The 14,544-nt window shown below is 69.7% G+C and carries 14 protein-coding genes; 8 read left to right on the plus strand and 6 right to left on the minus strand.

Going from position 1 to position 14,544, the window contains the following annotated elements:
* Positions 1-188 precede the first annotated feature (188 nt).
* Entirely contained in the window at positions 189-1,124 is a 936-nt protein-coding gene (sigJ, locus tag AB0J36_RS17540) for an RNA polymerase sigma factor SigJ (protein WP_357131717.1), read from the minus strand.
* A 140-nt stretch (positions 1,125-1,264) separates the two neighbouring features.
* On the opposite strand from sigJ, the gene wrbA reads away from it, so the two are divergent.
* The 4 genes from wrbA (at position 1,265) to AB0J36_RS17560 (ending at position 4,675) form a co-directional block, all read left to right on the plus strand.
* A complete protein-coding gene (gene wrbA / locus AB0J36_RS17545; protein ID WP_357131720.1) occupies positions 1,265-1,873 on the plus strand; it encodes an NAD(P)H:quinone oxidoreductase in 609 nt (202 codons plus the stop codon).
* Between the two features lie 284 nt (positions 1,874-2,157).
* Positions 2,158-2,583 (plus strand): peptidase inhibitor family I36 protein, encoded by a 426-nt coding sequence (locus tag AB0J36_RS17550; protein WP_357131723.1) that lies wholly within the window; start codon positions 2,158-2,160, stop codon positions 2,581-2,583.
* Between the two features lie 140 nt (positions 2,584-2,723).
* A complete protein-coding gene (locus AB0J36_RS17555) occupies positions 2,724-3,926 on the plus strand; it encodes a low temperature requirement protein A (RefSeq protein ID WP_357131726.1) in 1,203 nt (400 codons plus the stop codon).
* 152 nt (positions 3,927-4,078) lie between these two features.
* Positions 4,079-4,675 carry a TMEM175 family protein gene (locus AB0J36_RS17560; protein WP_357131729.1) on the plus strand — a complete coding sequence of 199 codons (597 nt, stop codon included), beginning with the start codon at positions 4,079-4,081 and terminating at the stop codon, positions 4,673-4,675.
* Between the two features lie 96 nt (positions 4,676-4,771).
* On the opposite strand, the gene AB0J36_RS17565 is transcribed toward AB0J36_RS17560, so the two are convergent.
* From AB0J36_RS17565 to AB0J36_RS17575, 3 genes are all read right to left on the minus strand, one after another.
* On the minus strand, positions 4,772-6,055 hold the full coding sequence (locus AB0J36_RS17565; protein WP_357171811.1) for a cellulose binding domain-containing protein: 1,284 nt from the start codon (positions 6,053-6,055) through the stop codon (positions 4,772-4,774).
* Positions 6,052-7,170, minus strand: coding sequence for a ricin-type beta-trefoil lectin domain protein (locus AB0J36_RS17570; protein WP_357171812.1), 1,119 nt, complete (start codon positions 7,168-7,170; stop codon positions 6,052-6,054). Before AB0J36_RS17570 ends, AB0J36_RS17565 begins: the two co-directional genes overlap by 4 nt.
* 248 nt (positions 7,171-7,418) lie before the next feature.
* Positions 7,419-8,636 carry a low temperature requirement protein A gene (locus AB0J36_RS17575; RefSeq protein ID WP_357171813.1) on the minus strand — a complete coding sequence of 406 codons (1,218 nt, stop codon included), beginning with the start codon at positions 8,634-8,636 and terminating at the stop codon, positions 7,419-7,421.
* Positions 8,637-8,795: 159 nt separating this feature from the next.
* Here AB0J36_RS17575 and AB0J36_RS17580 point away from each other — a divergent pair, with 159 nt between their 5' ends.
* The 3 genes from AB0J36_RS17580 to AB0J36_RS17590 all read left to right on the plus strand — a co-directional run bounded on the left by AB0J36_RS17580 (position 8,796) and on the right by AB0J36_RS17590 (position 11,691).
* Positions 8,796-9,635, plus strand: coding sequence for an ATP-binding cassette domain-containing protein (locus AB0J36_RS17580; RefSeq protein ID WP_357171814.1), 840 nt, complete (start codon positions 8,796-8,798; stop codon positions 9,633-9,635).
* Between the two features lie 185 nt (positions 9,636-9,820).
* Positions 9,821-11,047, plus strand: coding sequence for a sensor domain-containing protein (locus tag AB0J36_RS17585; protein ID WP_357393813.1), 1,227 nt, complete (start codon positions 9,821-9,823; stop codon positions 11,045-11,047).
* Positions 11,035-11,691 (plus strand): response regulator transcription factor, encoded by a 657-nt coding sequence (locus AB0J36_RS17590; protein ID WP_357131747.1) that lies wholly within the window; start codon positions 11,035-11,037, stop codon positions 11,689-11,691. Before AB0J36_RS17585 ends, AB0J36_RS17590 begins: the two co-directional genes overlap by 13 nt.
* Before the next feature lie 57 nt (positions 11,692-11,748).
* Here AB0J36_RS17590 and AB0J36_RS17595 read toward each other — a convergent pair whose 3' ends face one another.
* Complete coding sequence (locus tag AB0J36_RS17595) at positions 11,749-12,978, minus strand: GH25 family lysozyme (protein ID WP_357393815.1); 1,230 nt, start codon at positions 12,976-12,978, stop codon at positions 11,749-11,751.
* Positions 12,979-13,234: 256 nt separating this feature from the next.
* Between AB0J36_RS17595 and AB0J36_RS17600 the strand changes: the two genes are divergently transcribed.
* Positions 13,235-14,239 carry a hypothetical protein gene (locus AB0J36_RS17600; protein WP_363660862.1) on the plus strand — a complete coding sequence of 335 codons (1,005 nt, stop codon included), beginning with the start codon at positions 13,235-13,237 and terminating at the stop codon, positions 14,237-14,239.
* Between the two features lie 62 nt (positions 14,240-14,301).
* Here AB0J36_RS17600 and AB0J36_RS17605 read toward each other — a convergent pair.
* Positions 14,302-14,544, minus strand: a 243-nt coding sequence (locus tag AB0J36_RS17605) for a non-reducing end alpha-L-arabinofuranosidase family hydrolase (RefSeq protein ID WP_363660863.1), incomplete at its 5' end; no start/stop codon positions are given.

A 14,544-nucleotide genomic window follows, 5' to 3' on the forward strand; every position in this document is an offset into this window, starting at 1 on the left:
CTGATCATCATCTCACCCGGCATTGCGGCGCGGCGGTGGCCGGGCGGCACTGACTCGGCCGCTGAGCCGATCCCCCGTACCACTATCCCCCGTGGATAGTCGAACGTGATTGAAGTATCCCCCGGCCGGGTGACCAAACATGACAGTCTCATGACACTCGCCCGAAAACCTCCACAGTGGACCTGTAGTCAACAGGTCGCTCTCCAGGAGCGGAGCTTGTCGGGATTGAGTACGGCCCAGATGTGGTGGATGTGGTCGTCGCTGACGTCGAACGCCATCACCGACACCGGGACGCCGTACCGCCGAGCCACCAGACCGGGCTGGCCGTTGACCGTGCAGTCCTGAAGTGTCACGCCGGCCGCCGCCGTGGGCCGGTCGACGAAGAAGCGGGCTACCTGCTCGGCTCCCTCGATCGGGCGGAGCGCGGCGGTGACGTGCCCCCCGCCGTCGCCGGTCGCCGTGGCGTCGGACGCCAGCAGGCCGATGAGCGCGTCGATGTCCTTGGCCTCCCACGCGCGTTTGAAGGCCCGGACGAGATCGGCACGTCGTGCCGACGAGCCCGCATCGGGCCGCGGCACGTGAATGCGGCGGCGGGCCGACGTGGCGAGCTGACGGCAGGCTCCGGGGGTACGGCCGACGATCGCGGCCACCTCGGCGAAGGGGTAGCCGAAGACGTCGTGCAGGATGAACGCGACCCGCTCGGCAGGGGTCATCGCGTCGAGGACGACCAGGAAGGCCATGCTGACCGACTCGTCGAGGGTGACCCGGTCGGCGGGGTCGGCGTCGCCGCTTGACCGGCCGCTGATCCATTCGGCCCGGTCGGGGAGCGGCTCCGGGATCCATTCGCCCACGTAACGCTCGCGCCTGACCCGCGCCGAGCGGAGCAGGTCCAGGCAGATGCGGCTGGCAACTGTGGTCAGCCAGCCGCCGGGAGCGTCGATGCCCTCCTGCTGTCGGGGGGACATGGCGTACCAGCGGGCGTAGGTCTCCTGCACGACGTCCTCCGCGTCGCCCAGGGAGCCCAGCAGTCGGTACGCCAGGTTGGTCAGCTGACGGCGCTCGCTGATGATCGCGCTGAGGCTCGGATCGGGCCGGTCGTGCAGCCGCTCGGGTGGGTGGGCCATGGGTTCACCGACTCCTTCGAACGATCTGGCTCACCCCTTACGACGAACCGTCGCCGCGAATTGTGCGGTCGCAGGTCGCCTCACATCTTCTCGCGCTGTCTCGTCGTACCGGTCAGAACCGCAGAGGGAGGAGATCGACCGTGGAACCCGTGCATGTCGCGATCATCTACTACAGCTCCACCGGCACCATCCACACGCTGGCGCAGGCCGCCGCCGAGGGCGCCGAGAAGGCCGGCGCCACCGTGCGACTGCGCAAGGTGCTCGAAACCGCACCGGCGGCGGCGGTCAGCGCCAGGCCGGAGTGGGACCGGCACCTGCAGGAGACGGCGGACATCGCCGAGGCCAGCCACGACGATCTGGACTGGGCCGACGCGGTGCTCTTCGGCACCCCGACCCGCTTCGGCAACCCGGCCAGCCAGCTACGCGCATTCATCGACACGACGGGCCCGCTGTGGTTTCAGGGCAAGCTCGCCGACAAGGTGTACTCGGCGTTCACCTCATCCAACACGGCGCACGGCGGCCAGGAGTCCACTCTCCTGGCGCTGGCGAACACCTTCTGCCACTGGGGCGGCATCATCGTGCCCCCCGGCTACACCGACCCCGTCCAGTTCCAGGCCGGCAACCCCTACGGCACCTCCCACGTGGTCGGCGACGGCCCGCCCGGCGAGGTGGTCCTCCAGGCGGCCCGCCATCAGGCCCGACGGGTCGTCGACATCACCGCCCGCCTCAAGGCGGGCGCTGCCGCCTGATCACTCGCGACGACGTACCGGACCTGGTCGTGATAGCGCGCCGTCGGGACCGGTGCGGGGTTGGAACCGGTGGCGTACGGCGAGCGTCTGCGGGGCTCTCCGGGCCTTGCACGACCGGGACGTTCCCGTGGGGCGAGCCGTTCGAGCCCGGGGCCTTTCGGGCTCTTGCCGGAGCCCTGGAGCAGAACGCCGCAGCTCGTCTGAACGGGATGTTCAGAAGGAATCAAGAACTGGCCCGTAGGTTCGTGGCAAATTTCTGCCGGCTATTTCTTGTTGGAGATGACGTGAAGAAGCGCAAAGCTCTCGCGGCTACGTTCGCTACCACCGCGGCCGTCGTGGTCTCGGTGACGGTCGCCCCGACGGCCGCACAGGCGGTGTACAGGTGCGCCGAGAAGTATGTGGAGGTCTGCTTCTACGAGAACTTTGGCTGGACGGGTTCGACCATGGCGTTCCGGACCGTCGATGCCGGTGCCAGCTTCGCCGATTTCCGCTGGTACCAGTACACCAACGGAAAAAACCTGAACGATTCAGCGTCCTCCGTGTGGAACGGCAGTAATCACACGATCGGTGTCTTCGAGCACGGCTTCGCCGCCGGCAGTGGCGGCGGCAGGATCACGTTCGTTCCCGCGCACAGTGGAGTGGATTTCAGGGGTGGCGGAGACGAGATCCCGAACGACTCCGCATCAGCGTTCATCGTGTTCTACGACTGAGCGGAAGCCGGTCTCCGTGGTCCGGACGCCTCGGGTGGTGACGCCAAAGGGCGGCGGCATGTCGTACCGGCCCCGATGGGCCGCCGAAGGTGGTATCAATTCCCAACAGGTGAAGAATCCGGGCAAGGTCGGGCGGCGGGATGTCGACAGGCGCAGCAACGCTGCTTCGCAAGCCGGAGCAGCCGCAGCGGCCGAGCCTCCTGGAGCTCTTCTTCGACCTGGTGTTCGTCTTCGCGCTCAACCGGGTCTCCCACCGGCTCGTCGAGGACCTGACCGAGGGGCGAATGGTCCTCGCCGAGGTCGGCGAGACGTTCCTGTTGCTGATGGCCTTCATGTCGCTCTGGTTCGTCACGGCGTGGGTCACCGATCTCTACAACTCCGAGCGGCCACAGGTCCAGTTCGTGGTCTACACGGCCATGCTCGGCGCCCTGATGATGGCGGTCGCGGTGCCGGAGGCGTTCGGTGCCGGGGGTCTGGTCTTCGCCGGCTCGTACGTGGCGGTGCACATCGTCCGTGGCCTCGTCATCGTGCCGGCGTTGCGCGGTCTGAAGGCGCAGAGTCGAGCGGCGGGGGTGCTCCTGTGGTTCTCGATGTCCGCCGTCCCGTGGATCGTCGGAGCGCTGCTGCCGGGTGCGGCGCGGACGGTGCTGTGGGCGCTCGCCCTCGCCATCGACGGTACGGCGCTGCTGCTCTTCTACCCCGCGCCGTGGAACATCTCCAGCCGACCGGGCTGGCCGGTGTCGGCGGAGTACATCTCCGAGCGGTACCGACAGTTCTTCATCATCGCGCTCGGTGAGCTGATCCTGACCACCGGATCGGCCTACAGCGACACGTCGTTCCAGGAGGGCGGCGCCGCTGCGGCGTTCGCCGTCTCGTTCGCCACGACCGTGCTGTTGTTCCGGGTGTACCTCTTCAAGGCGGGCCAGTTGCTGCCCGGGGCGCTCACGGCCGCCCGTGACCCGGCGCACCTCATCCGGGAGGCGTTCATCGCCCACATGCTCATGGTCGTCGGCACCGTCGCGATCGCCGTCGGCTACGAAATCGTGATCACCCATCCGTTCGGGCCCACCGGTGCCTCCTGGATCATCGCCATCCTCGGCGGACCGGTGCTGTTCCTGGCTGGACGCATGCTGGTCGAGCACGCGGTGTTCGCGCGGGTGTCCCGCTCCCGGCTGATCGGCGCCCTCCTGCTGGTCGCCGTCGCGCCCGCGATGATCCTCGTGCCGCCGCTGGCCGTGGCCGGCACCGCCGTCGCCGTCCTGGCCGGCATCGCCATCTCGGACGCGATGCGCGCGATGGGTAAACCCCCCGAGCAGCCCTCTCCACCCGACGTCGGAGGTTGACGGGACGATTTCCCTACTATGCTCACATCTATGGCTTTTTGTCCGTTCGGCCGGGCAGGCTGATGGCCAGGCGGTGGCGCTTCCGGCGGCGGACACGACCGGGGGATGAGGCTGCGCTACAGGACAGCGCTCTCCGGGACCCCAGCCGGACCGTGTTCTTCAGCGACGGCGTCTTCGCCATCTCCATCACGCTCCTGGTGCTGGAGATCCACCCGCCCGAGGACACCTCCAACCTCGGTCGGGGTCTGGTCGAGCTGTGGCCCTCGTTCCTGGCGTACGTGCTGAGCTTCTTCCTGATCGCGTCGATCTGGACCAACCACCATGTCATGTTCGACCAGGTCGTCGCCGCTGATCGAGGGGTGCTCCTGCTCAACACCGTGCTGCTGATGACCGTTGCGTTCCTGCCGTTCGCGGCCTCCGTACTCGCGGCGGCCTTTCGCAACGGGTCGGGTGAGCCGCTCGCCGTGTTGTTCTTCGGCGGCTCCTTCGGCCTGGGCGCGATCTTCTTCAACGCCCTCTGGTGGTACGCGATGCGCGCGCCGAGGCTGTTGAATCCGCGGGTCAGCGCGCACGCGGGCAGGCTCGTGGGGAGACGCTTCCTGGCGGGACCGGTGCTGACTCTCCTCGGTGCGGCGGTCGGTACGGTCGCCCCCGCCGCCGGGCTGGTCATCTACGCCCTGATGATCCCCGTCTTCTGGCTGCCCCTGCCCGCGCTCGAACCGGTTCCGCTCGACAACGAGGATCGCTGACCGCGCCGTTGGGCATGACGGCGCTGACCGGGCAACTGCTCGGACCCGCGTGGCGGTCGTCAGCGGACTCCAGGCCGACGACCGCCACGCGGCTGTTCACGGGCTGGTGCAGGTTGGCGACGGGTTGGTCGGCGTACCGGTGGCGAGGAAGCCGAACGTGGCCGTGCCGCCGGGGGCGAGCGAGCCGTTGTAGGTGGCGTTGCGGACGGTCACTGTCGAGCTGCTGGTGCTCAGCGTGCCGTTCCAGACCTGGCTGATGCTCTGCCCGTTGCCCAGCGTCCAGCGGACGGTCCACCCGTTGACGGCGGTCGTGCCCGCGGTCACCGTGACCTCACCCTGGAAGCCGCCCGACCACGAGTTGACCGTGTGGTAGGCCGCGGTGCAGGCAGCGTCGGAGGGTGGCGGCGTGGTGGGTGGGGGCGTCGTCGGAGGCGGCGTCGTGGGCGGCGGTGTGGTGGGCGGCGGTGTGGTGGGCGTACCCGTGGTGGGTGGTGGTGTCGGTTCACCCGGCGGCACCAGGGGGCAGGTGGCGCTGTACCGCGACACGCCCCGGCTGTCCGCCAGCGGGCAGAGGAACTGGGTGTAGCGGGTGTCGTTGTCGAGGAACGTCTTCAGCCAGGGGATCAGGAGCCGCATCTCGGTCGGGTTCGACCTGGTGAAGGAGAGATGGTCGTTGCCGGCCAGCTCGGCCCAGGCGTGTTCGACGCTTGCCGGCAGGCTGTTGTAGATGCCCTGGACGTACGAGGGCGTGACCGTCCCGTCGTTCTGGCCGGAGATGAGCATGGTCGGCACCTGCGTGCTGGACATGTTCAGGTTGTTGCCGGGGGTGCCGGGCGCGAGACCGACCGCCGTCTTCAGGGTGGGCCGCCGCAGCGAGGCGAGCAGGGTGCCTGCGCCGCCCGCCGAGTGGCCCATGACGCCCAGCCGGTTCGGGTCGACCCGGTTGCGGACCGGGCTCGTCCGGGTGAGGTAGTCCAGCGCGGCGAGCAGTTGGGTGGCCCGCGCGTCGGCGCCGTCGGTACGGCTGTTGGTCTCGATGCCGATCACCACGAATCCGAAGGACGCCAGCCAGGGGCCCATCCAGGCCTCCTCGTTGGCGAACAGCGCGGAGTAACCGGGAACGATCGCGACCGCGCCCCAGGTGCCCAGGCTGGTGTCGGTGGGGTAGTAGACGTACCCGCCGTTGAAGCCGTTTCCGGCCGGCACGGTCGCCTGCGTCGTGGCGAACGGACCTCGGGTGGCGGCCACGCTGGCCAGGGTGGGGTCCGGGCCTCGCTGGTACGGGCTGTCCGCGACCGCCGCGTCCCGGGTCGTCGTGGCGAGCGCCAGGCCGAGGACCACCGCGAGCCCGGCCGTCAGCCATCGTGTCGGCTGCTTCATCGACGGCTCCACTGCTGGTTGGTCTGGCCCGTGCACGTCCAGAGGACGAGCTTGGTGCCGTTGGCGGTGCCCTGGTTGTAGGGGTCCAGGCAGAGGCCGGACTGCACGCCGGTGATGGTGCCGTTGGCGTTGACGTTCCACTGCTGGTTCGTTCCGCCGTGGCAGTCGTAGATGGTGACCAGGGTGCCCGGCGAGGTGCCGTAGCCGGCGGCGTCGAGGCACTTGTTGCCGTACACCGTCAGGGTTTTGGTGGACGTGTAGGTCCACTGCTGGTTGGTGCGGCCGTGGCAGTCCCACAGCTGCACCTGGGTGCCGTTGGTGGTGGAGGAGCCGGGGACGTCGACGCACCGGCCGGACAGCGTACCCACGAGGGTGGTGGTGGTGGTCGGGTCGCCGCCGCTGCTCGGGTTGCCGATGCTGCCGGGGACCGACTGCAACGCGCTGTACCAGCGGGCGGCCATCTTGTCGTAGCCGCCAGAGGTGGGGTGGATGCCGTCGATCAGGTCGGCGGTGGTGAGGGCGCTGTGCATGTCGACCAGGTGTACGCGCTTACCGGCGTTGACCTTGCTCTGCACGATGCCGGGGATGGCCGCGTTGAAGGTCCGGGCGGCGTTCTCCTGGTTGCTGTTGGAGAGCGGGATGAGCTGCGCCACGAAGACCTCGGCGGTGGGCGCGGTGGTGGTGATCTTGTCGATCAGCGTGGAGAGCCGGTTCGGCGCGGTGCTCACGTTGTAGTTCTGCAGGATGTCGTTGGTGCCGATGTGCAGCAGGACGGTCGCCGGCCGCTGGGTGTTGAGCCAGTTGACGATGTTCGCGTCGATCTGGTCGATCCGCCAGCCGGGATGCCCCTGGTGGTCGTGGTCGCCCAGGCTGGCTGGCCCGTTGAACTGCGATCCGACGAAGTCCACCGTGTACCGGCCGGCGGCGAGCCGCTGCCAGAGCCCGATGCGGTATCCGCCGGGCACCTGCGTGCCCTCGGTGATGGAGTCACCGAGCGGCATCACGCGTACCCCACCGTTGGACTCTGCGCTGGCGGGACTGGTGGGTGCCACCACCCCGGCGATCACGACACCGAGCGCGGCGAGTGTCGCGAGCCATCGTGCCCTCGTTCGCATGGATCTCCCCTTGGTTGGTAGAGCTGGCCGAGGGCGTTGGCCGATCGGTAGGGCCGCCCGGGGCAGTCGACATCCGAGAGGGGGCCGGCCGGACCGAGCAGCCGCCGGCTGCCGGGCGTGGCCCGGCTCGCGCCGATCGTCGGATCGGCACGGCGTTCTGCCTCAGCACTGGGACGAGTGTGAGCGCTAACAGAGATGAGTGTAGATTCATTGGCCCGATCTGGTCTACCTCGACGGCAGCCGCGCCCTCAGCTCGCCAGGGCGCGGGCGCGAAGCCGCCAGGTGTCGCTGAGCGTGATGCCGACCAGGACGCCCGCCGCGGCGACCGTGACGAGGACGGGGTCGAGCAGCATCAACACGGGCGTCGCGCCCACCAGCAGCGCCAGCCAGGCCAGGCGCGACTTCGGTAGCTGGCCCAGGAGTACGTACTCGGAGTTCATCCGCCCGATCACGAACAGGACCGGCCCACCGGCGATGAGGACCACCCAGCTCGCCGGGGTGGTCCGCAGCGGCTCGTGGAGTACGAGGTCCACCCCCGCCGACGTGGCGATGACCCCGGTCACCACCAGGGCGTAGACGTACGGCGCGAGGTACACCGAGTGGCGTGGGCGCGAGTGCGCCGAGCGGTCGACGAGCTTGTTGCTCTGCAACACGTAGATCTGCCAGAACAACAGCGCCGTGAGGATCGCGGCGGCGAACGCGACGGCGCGGGCCGGGGTGTACGGGGTGCTGCCGAACGTCAGCGTGGTCATCAGGGTCAGCTCGCCGAGCGCCAGGATCGCGATCTGCTGATAGCGCTCGCCGAAATGGACGCTCAACTGGCTGTACTGCTCCAGCGGTATCCGTCCGCGCAGTGGCGTCGGGTAGCGCAGCGCCGCCGCCAGGTAGTCGATCGCGAGCGCGCCGATCCAGAGGCCGGTACGCCAACCCGGCTCGGCGAGGCCGCCAGCGACCCACAGCACGCCGGACACGACGAACCAGAAGAGGAAGCGCTCCTCCCGCGCGTGCGCCCGGCGTGGACGCAGCGCGACGATCAGCATGATTCCCCGGGCCAGGTGGAGGCCGACGTACGCGGCGGCGAAGAGGAGGCCCCGCCCGTCGTAGGCCCCCGGTAGGGCGACCGCGAGCAGAGACACGCCGACCATCGTGCCGACGACCACACCCTGGACCGCCCGGAGCTGCGGCTCGTAGAACTCGGTGGTGTTCACCGTCACCGACCAGGTCCACCAGGCGGCCAACAGCAGGATGAGTCGCTGCCCGAGCCCCGCCCAGGTCGGATCATTGGCCAACTGCATCGACAACTGCGCGAACACGGCCACGTAGAAGACGTCGAAGAACAACTCCAGGAGGGTGGCCCGAGCCGACGAGCTGGGTTTGCGTCGTGGCCCGGTCGGGTCCGCCCTCGTCATGGCTTCGCCGCCCCCGCTGCCGTCGTCCGCCCACGCCGCCGCGACGACGCCGGACATCCGGACCGAATGGCGCGCGGCACACGGCTACCAACGAGTGAGCCCGTCGAGGGATACCGCCGATGGGGCGCGTACGACGGCGGTGGCCCTGGTCACTGACCCGTACGACCGGTCTGTGGCACGGTGCAGGGCAACCGTCGCCGTACCGATAGAGGGCCCATGCTCCCCAGGACCGCCGAGCCCCACCCGCCGTCTCCCGTCGTCGAACTGTGCGACGTGACGTTCCGGCGGAACGGCAAGCAGATCCTGCACGGCATCGACCTCACCGTGGGCGAAGGCGAGCACTGGGCGCTGCTCGGCCCGAACGGGGCGGGCAAGAGCACGCTGTTGGGATTCTGCGGTGCGCTGACCCACCCGACCTCGGGGACCGTACGGATCCTCGGTCAACGACTCGGCCGCGTCGACCTGCAGCAGCTCCGCAGGGCGATCGGTCACGTGAACCCCCGTCATCCGCTGCGGTCACCTTTGACGATCCGGGAGGTCGTCCTGACCGGGCTCGTCGGGTCGATCGACCTGCCGCCGCGTTGGCAGCCGACCCGGGACGACCGTGACCGGGCGGATTCCCTGCTGGGCATGTTCGGGTTGGTCGACCGGGCCGACGAGCGCTGGCCGACTCTCTCGCAGGGCGAGCGCGGCCGTGCCCTGATCGTCCGGGCGCTCATCAGCCAGCCGCGACTACTGCTGCTGGACGAACCCTCGACCGGTCTCGACGTCGCGGCCCGCGAACAGTTGCTCGAGACCATCGACCTGCTCCGCGAGACCCACCCCAGCCTCGCCTCGATCATGGTCACCCACCACCTCGAGGAACTTCCGGCGACGACCACCCACGCCATGCTGATCAACGGCGGCAGCGTGGTCGCCGCCGGCCCGGCCGACGAGACGGTCACGACCGCGCAGGTCTCGGCGGCCTTCGCGCACCCCATCGAGGTACGCCACGAGGACGGGCGCTGGGCGGCCCGCGCCGGGTCCGTCCGACGGGCGGCGGTCGCCACCGGCTAGAACCAATTCGGGTACGCCTTCGGCGTGAACGGCTGATCAGATCTGGCGGGATGGCGGCGAAGCGGTAACCCACGGCGACGATCCCCCCAGCTCGACAACCGCTGGTACAGCAGGCTGTACTTTCCGCCGCGGAGGCTGCCGAGGGTGCCCACCGTGACCTATGTTGGCGCGGGAGGTGGGCGGCGATGGCGTACGTGCGAGGCCGGTTCCGGGCATCCGTCGACGCCCTCGAACACCTCGTCGGCGGGCTCGGCACCGCCCTGCTCGCGTTGGGCGCGCTGCTGTGGGCGGCGGTCGTGGCGCTTGTCTGCCTGACCGGACTGGGCCGAGGATTGGTGCCCGGCGCACTGCGCGCGGTGCGTTCGGTGGCCGATCGGGAGCGCGCCCGGCTGTCCCGCTGGGGCGCGCCGATCCCGGCACCGGGGCCGGTGCAGGAGGGGCTGCGGGAGGCGGCACGTGATCCGTTCGTCCGCCGGGAAGTCGGCTGGATCACGCTGCACTCGGTCATCGGACTGCTGTCGGGGCTGGTCGGCCTCGCCCTGCCGCTCAACGCCCTCCAGGAAATCACCTTTCCGCTCTGGTACCGGCTGGTCGCACCCGAGGACGGTGCTCCGGGGATCGTCTGGTGGCGCGTGGACGAGCTGTCCGAAGCGCTCCTGGTGGGCCTGCTCGGGGTGGGCTGGCTGGTCGCCGCGATCGGGTTCGGTCCGGCGCTGGCCCGGGTCCAGGCCTGGCCCGGCCGGTTGCTGCTGCCTCCGCCGCCGGGGATCGACCTGTCGCTGCGGGTGGCCGCGCTGACCGCCACCCGGGCCGCCGCGCTGGACGCCCACGCGCTGGAGCTGCGCCGCATCGAGCGGTCGCTGCACGACGGGACGCAGAATCGGCTGGTCGCGGTCAACGTGCTGCTGGGGGCGGCGCGGCGGGCCGTGCGGCGTGACCCCGACCGCGCCGACGAGATCCTCGGGCAGGCGCAGGATGCGGCGGAACAGGCCCTCGGCGAACTCCGTACGGTGGTGCGGGGCATCCTGCCGCCGGTGCTTGACGATCGAGGTCTTGCCGGTGCGCTGGCGGGCCTGGCCGCGAGTTGCGCGGTGCCCTGTCGGCTCACGGTCGACGTTGCCGTCCGCTGCGCGGCATCGGTCGAGGCCACCGCGTACTTCGTGGTGGCCGAGGCGCTGACCAACGTCGTCCGGCACAGCGGCGCGAGCCGGGTGGACGTCGCCGTCCGTCGTGAGCAGGGCCAGCTACTGGTGACCGTCGAGGACGACGGGCGCGGCGGCGCCGCCGAGGCGCGTGGCTCCGGGCTCACCGGCATCCGCCGGCGGGTCGAGGCGTACGACGGGCGGATGGCACTGACCAGCCCACCGGGAGGACCGACGAGGATGCGTGTGGAGCTGCCGTGCGGATCGTGATCGCGGAGGACGACCCGCTGCTGCGCGAGGGGTTGGCGCTGCTGCTGCGGGCGGAGGAGTTGGACGTGGTGGCCACGGCGGGTACGCCGGGCGAGTTCCTGGTCGCCGTCGACGAGCACGCGCCGGACGTGGCGATCGTGGACGTACGGATGCCGCCGACCCACACCGATGAGGGCATCGTGGCCGCGGTGGAGGCCCGGCGACGTCGCCCGGGCCTCGCGGTGCTGGTCCTCTCGGCGTACGTGGAGCAGGCGTTCGCCACCGAACTGTTCTCGGTGGGCGCCGTCGGCCTCGGCTACCTGTTGAAGGAACGGGTGGGCCGGGTCGAGGAGTTCCTCAGCGTGCTGCGCCGGGTCGCCGACGGCGGCAGCGTTATCGACCCCGAGGTGGTGGCCCAACTGCTCGCCCGCAACCGGCGGACGGACACGGCGCTGGGCGAGCTGTCGCCCCGCGAGCGCGAGGTGCTGGGACTGATGGCCGAAGGGCTCGGTAACACCGCGATCGCCGAGCGGCTGTTCGTCACCGACGGCGCGGTGCACAAGCACATCCGGAGCATCTTCGCCAAACTCCAGCTGCCGCCGGACGACCGCGCCGACCGTCGGGTCACCGCGGTGCTGCGTTACCTCGACGGCGGGCAGCGGTAGCCCCGGAACCGCCTGCCCGGCGCCCCCGCGATCAGGGCACCGGGCAGGCGGCGGCGATCAGAGGGAGATCCGGTCGAACTTCTCCCAGCTGCTGATCGACGTCCGGTTGGCGATGAGGGGCTTGGTGCCCTTGCTCTCCGCCACCACATATCTGCCGTTGGCCGCGGCGCGCAGGCTGATCGTGCCGTCCGAGTTGTTGACGATGGTGAACTTCTCCCACGTGCTGACCTTGGTCCGGTTGGCGATGAGAGGCTTCGTTCCCTTGCTCTCCGCGCTCACGTACCGACCGTTGGACCGCGAGCGGAGCGCGACGTAACCGCCGCCGGCACTGATCACGTCGAACTGCTCCCACCGGGCAACGGTGGTGCGGTTGGCGATCAGCGGCTTGGTGCCGGCGCTCTCGGCCACCACGTAGCGCTTGTTCGCCCGCGAGCGGAGGGCGACGGGAGGCGCGGCCACCGGCGTGCTGGTGAGCTTGGTGAGCGCCGCGTAGGTGCCGTTGAAGACGTTCTGGCTGTAGTTGCCGAGCTGGCTCGGGTTGCCGGCGGCGTACTGCCAGATGGCCTCCGTGGTCCAACCCGCCGGCAGTGGCGGACGAGCCGTGGTGTAGCCGGCGATGTCCAACGGGTTCGCGCCGAACGACGCGTTCTTGCCGGTGCAGGGGTTCCAGTAGTTGGTGTTCGTGTAGATCATCGGGGGCCGGCCAATGCGGGCCTTGACCTGGTCGGTGAAGGACTTGATCCAGTTCGACATCTCGGTCGGGGTGAGCCCGTAACAGGTGGGCGCTCCGCTCCAGTACGGCCACTCGATGTCGACCATCGGCACGAGGGTCTGACCGTCCTTGGCGAACTTCGCATTGTCGACGAAGAAGTTGGCCTCGTTGATCGGGTCGCGCTTGTCCGGCCGGGTGAAGTGGTACGCGCCGACGAGAAGTCCGGCGTCCTTGGCGGCCGCGTAGTCCTCGGCGAAATACGGATTGAGGTACGTCCGACCTTCCGTAGCCTTGACGTAGGCGAACTTGACGCCGCTTGCCGCGACGGCCGGCCAGTTGATCGGGCCGAGGTTGTGGTCGTGGCTGGAGACGTCGATTCCCCGGACCGTGTAACCCGCTGGGATGGCGGCGCTCTTGGCCATCGCGGAGCTGCGCGCGCCCGGGGCGATGCCGGCGTTCGCCCGGCCACCACCGTCGACGGAGGGGTCGGCGGCCTGCGCCGGCTGTGTCACGCCGAGCGCCGTACCAACGGCGAGACTGGCGGACATCAGCACGCAGAGCAGTCTTCTAGGCATGGTGAGGTGGGGTTCTCCTTGCTCGCGAGGTCAATTGACCATCGGCGTGGGCTCGGAGAGTATCCCTTGTCGACGATGGGTCGCGCTGTCCTGCGCACCGAATTCAGATCATCGGCACCTGCGTCGAGCCGTACGGTGGACATTTGGTTTCGCCTTTCCCCATTCGATTCGCAGGTGATCACCCTGTTCGCGGCACGGGTGCGACAGGACGAGGGCATGCTCGTCATTACCGCGAAGCGAACCAGGGGGAACTCTCTTGACGGAGAACACGGCTGACGGGGAGCACAAACCCGGTGAGCTCAGCACGGTGCTGACCGTCGTGGCCGTCGGGATCGCGCTGGCCGTGGCCTTCGTGGCCTCGTACACCCTGGCGTTGGACCGACCGCCGCCGAACCGCATCCCGACGGCGCTCGTCGGGGACGCGACTGCCGACGCGGGGGTCGCGCAGGAGCTGCGGTCGCGCATGCGCGGCGCGCTGCGGTACCAGAGCTACCCGACCGCCGGAGAAGCCCAGCGCGCCATCGAGCGACAACGGGTCTACGCGGCGCTGGTGGTGGAACCCGGCCGGTCGCGGCTGCTGGTCGCCAGCGCCGCCGGCAACACACTCGCCCAGGTGCTGCGCAACGCCGCTCTACAGCTCAACGAGCAGGGTGGTCGGGAACTGCTCGTGACGGACGTCCGGCCGCTGCCCGACACCGACCGTTCGGGTCTGGCCGCGTTCTACGTGATGATCGCCGCGACCCTGCTCGGCTTCCTGACGGCCCTGCAACTGCGGATCAACGTCGGCCGGGTGCCGCTGCGGACCTGGTTTGCCATTCTCGCCGGCCTCGCCGTCGTGGGCGGGATCGCGCTGGCGGTCACCGTGGGTCCGATCCTCGGGGCGCTTCCGGCGCCCCTGCCGGCCCTCTGGGGTACGTTGGCCGCCCAGATCGCCGTCACCGGCCTGTTCAGCACGCTGATGGTGATCCTGATCGGCCGGTGGGCGGTGGTCCCGACGTGGCTGATCTTCATCGCGATCGGCAACGCGGCCTCGGGCGGTGCCGTGGCGACCGCTCTCCTCCCGCAGCCGTACCGGACCATCAGCGTCATCCACCCGAACGGGAGCGTCATCGCGCTGTTGCAGACCACGTCGTACTTCCCCGAGGCGGTGGGCGTACGACCCGCGCTCGTCGAGGCGGCGTGGCTCGTCGGCCTGCTCGGACTCGTCCTGCTCAGCGCCAGATTGGTGCGCGACGGCCCGCGCTGGAAGTCGTCCTCGTGAGCTGCGCCGCCACGAGGGCGGGCCCGGCTGTGCCGGGCCCGCCCCGCGGGTGGTGGATCAGGTCAGCGTTGCAGGGTGAGCAGGCCGGGGCGGTACGGCAGCAGGCCGTAGTCGACGCCGTTGGAGGAGGGCGATCGGCCCTGGTAGAGCAGTTGGAGGTTGCAGGGGTCGACGGTGAAGGTCTGGTCGGCGCTGGTGCGGATCAACTCACCGTGGCTGATGTCGTTGGTCCAGGTGGCGCCGCTGTTGGCCTTGCCGGCGAAGGGGTTGCTCTCGGTGGCGGCCTGGGGGGTCCAGCTGCCGTT

Origin of the sequence: Micromonospora sp. NPDC049662, assembly GCF_040675055.1 — a bacterium.
Classification (GTDB): Bacteria; Actinomycetota; Actinomycetes; order Mycobacteriales; family Micromonosporaceae; genus Micromonospora.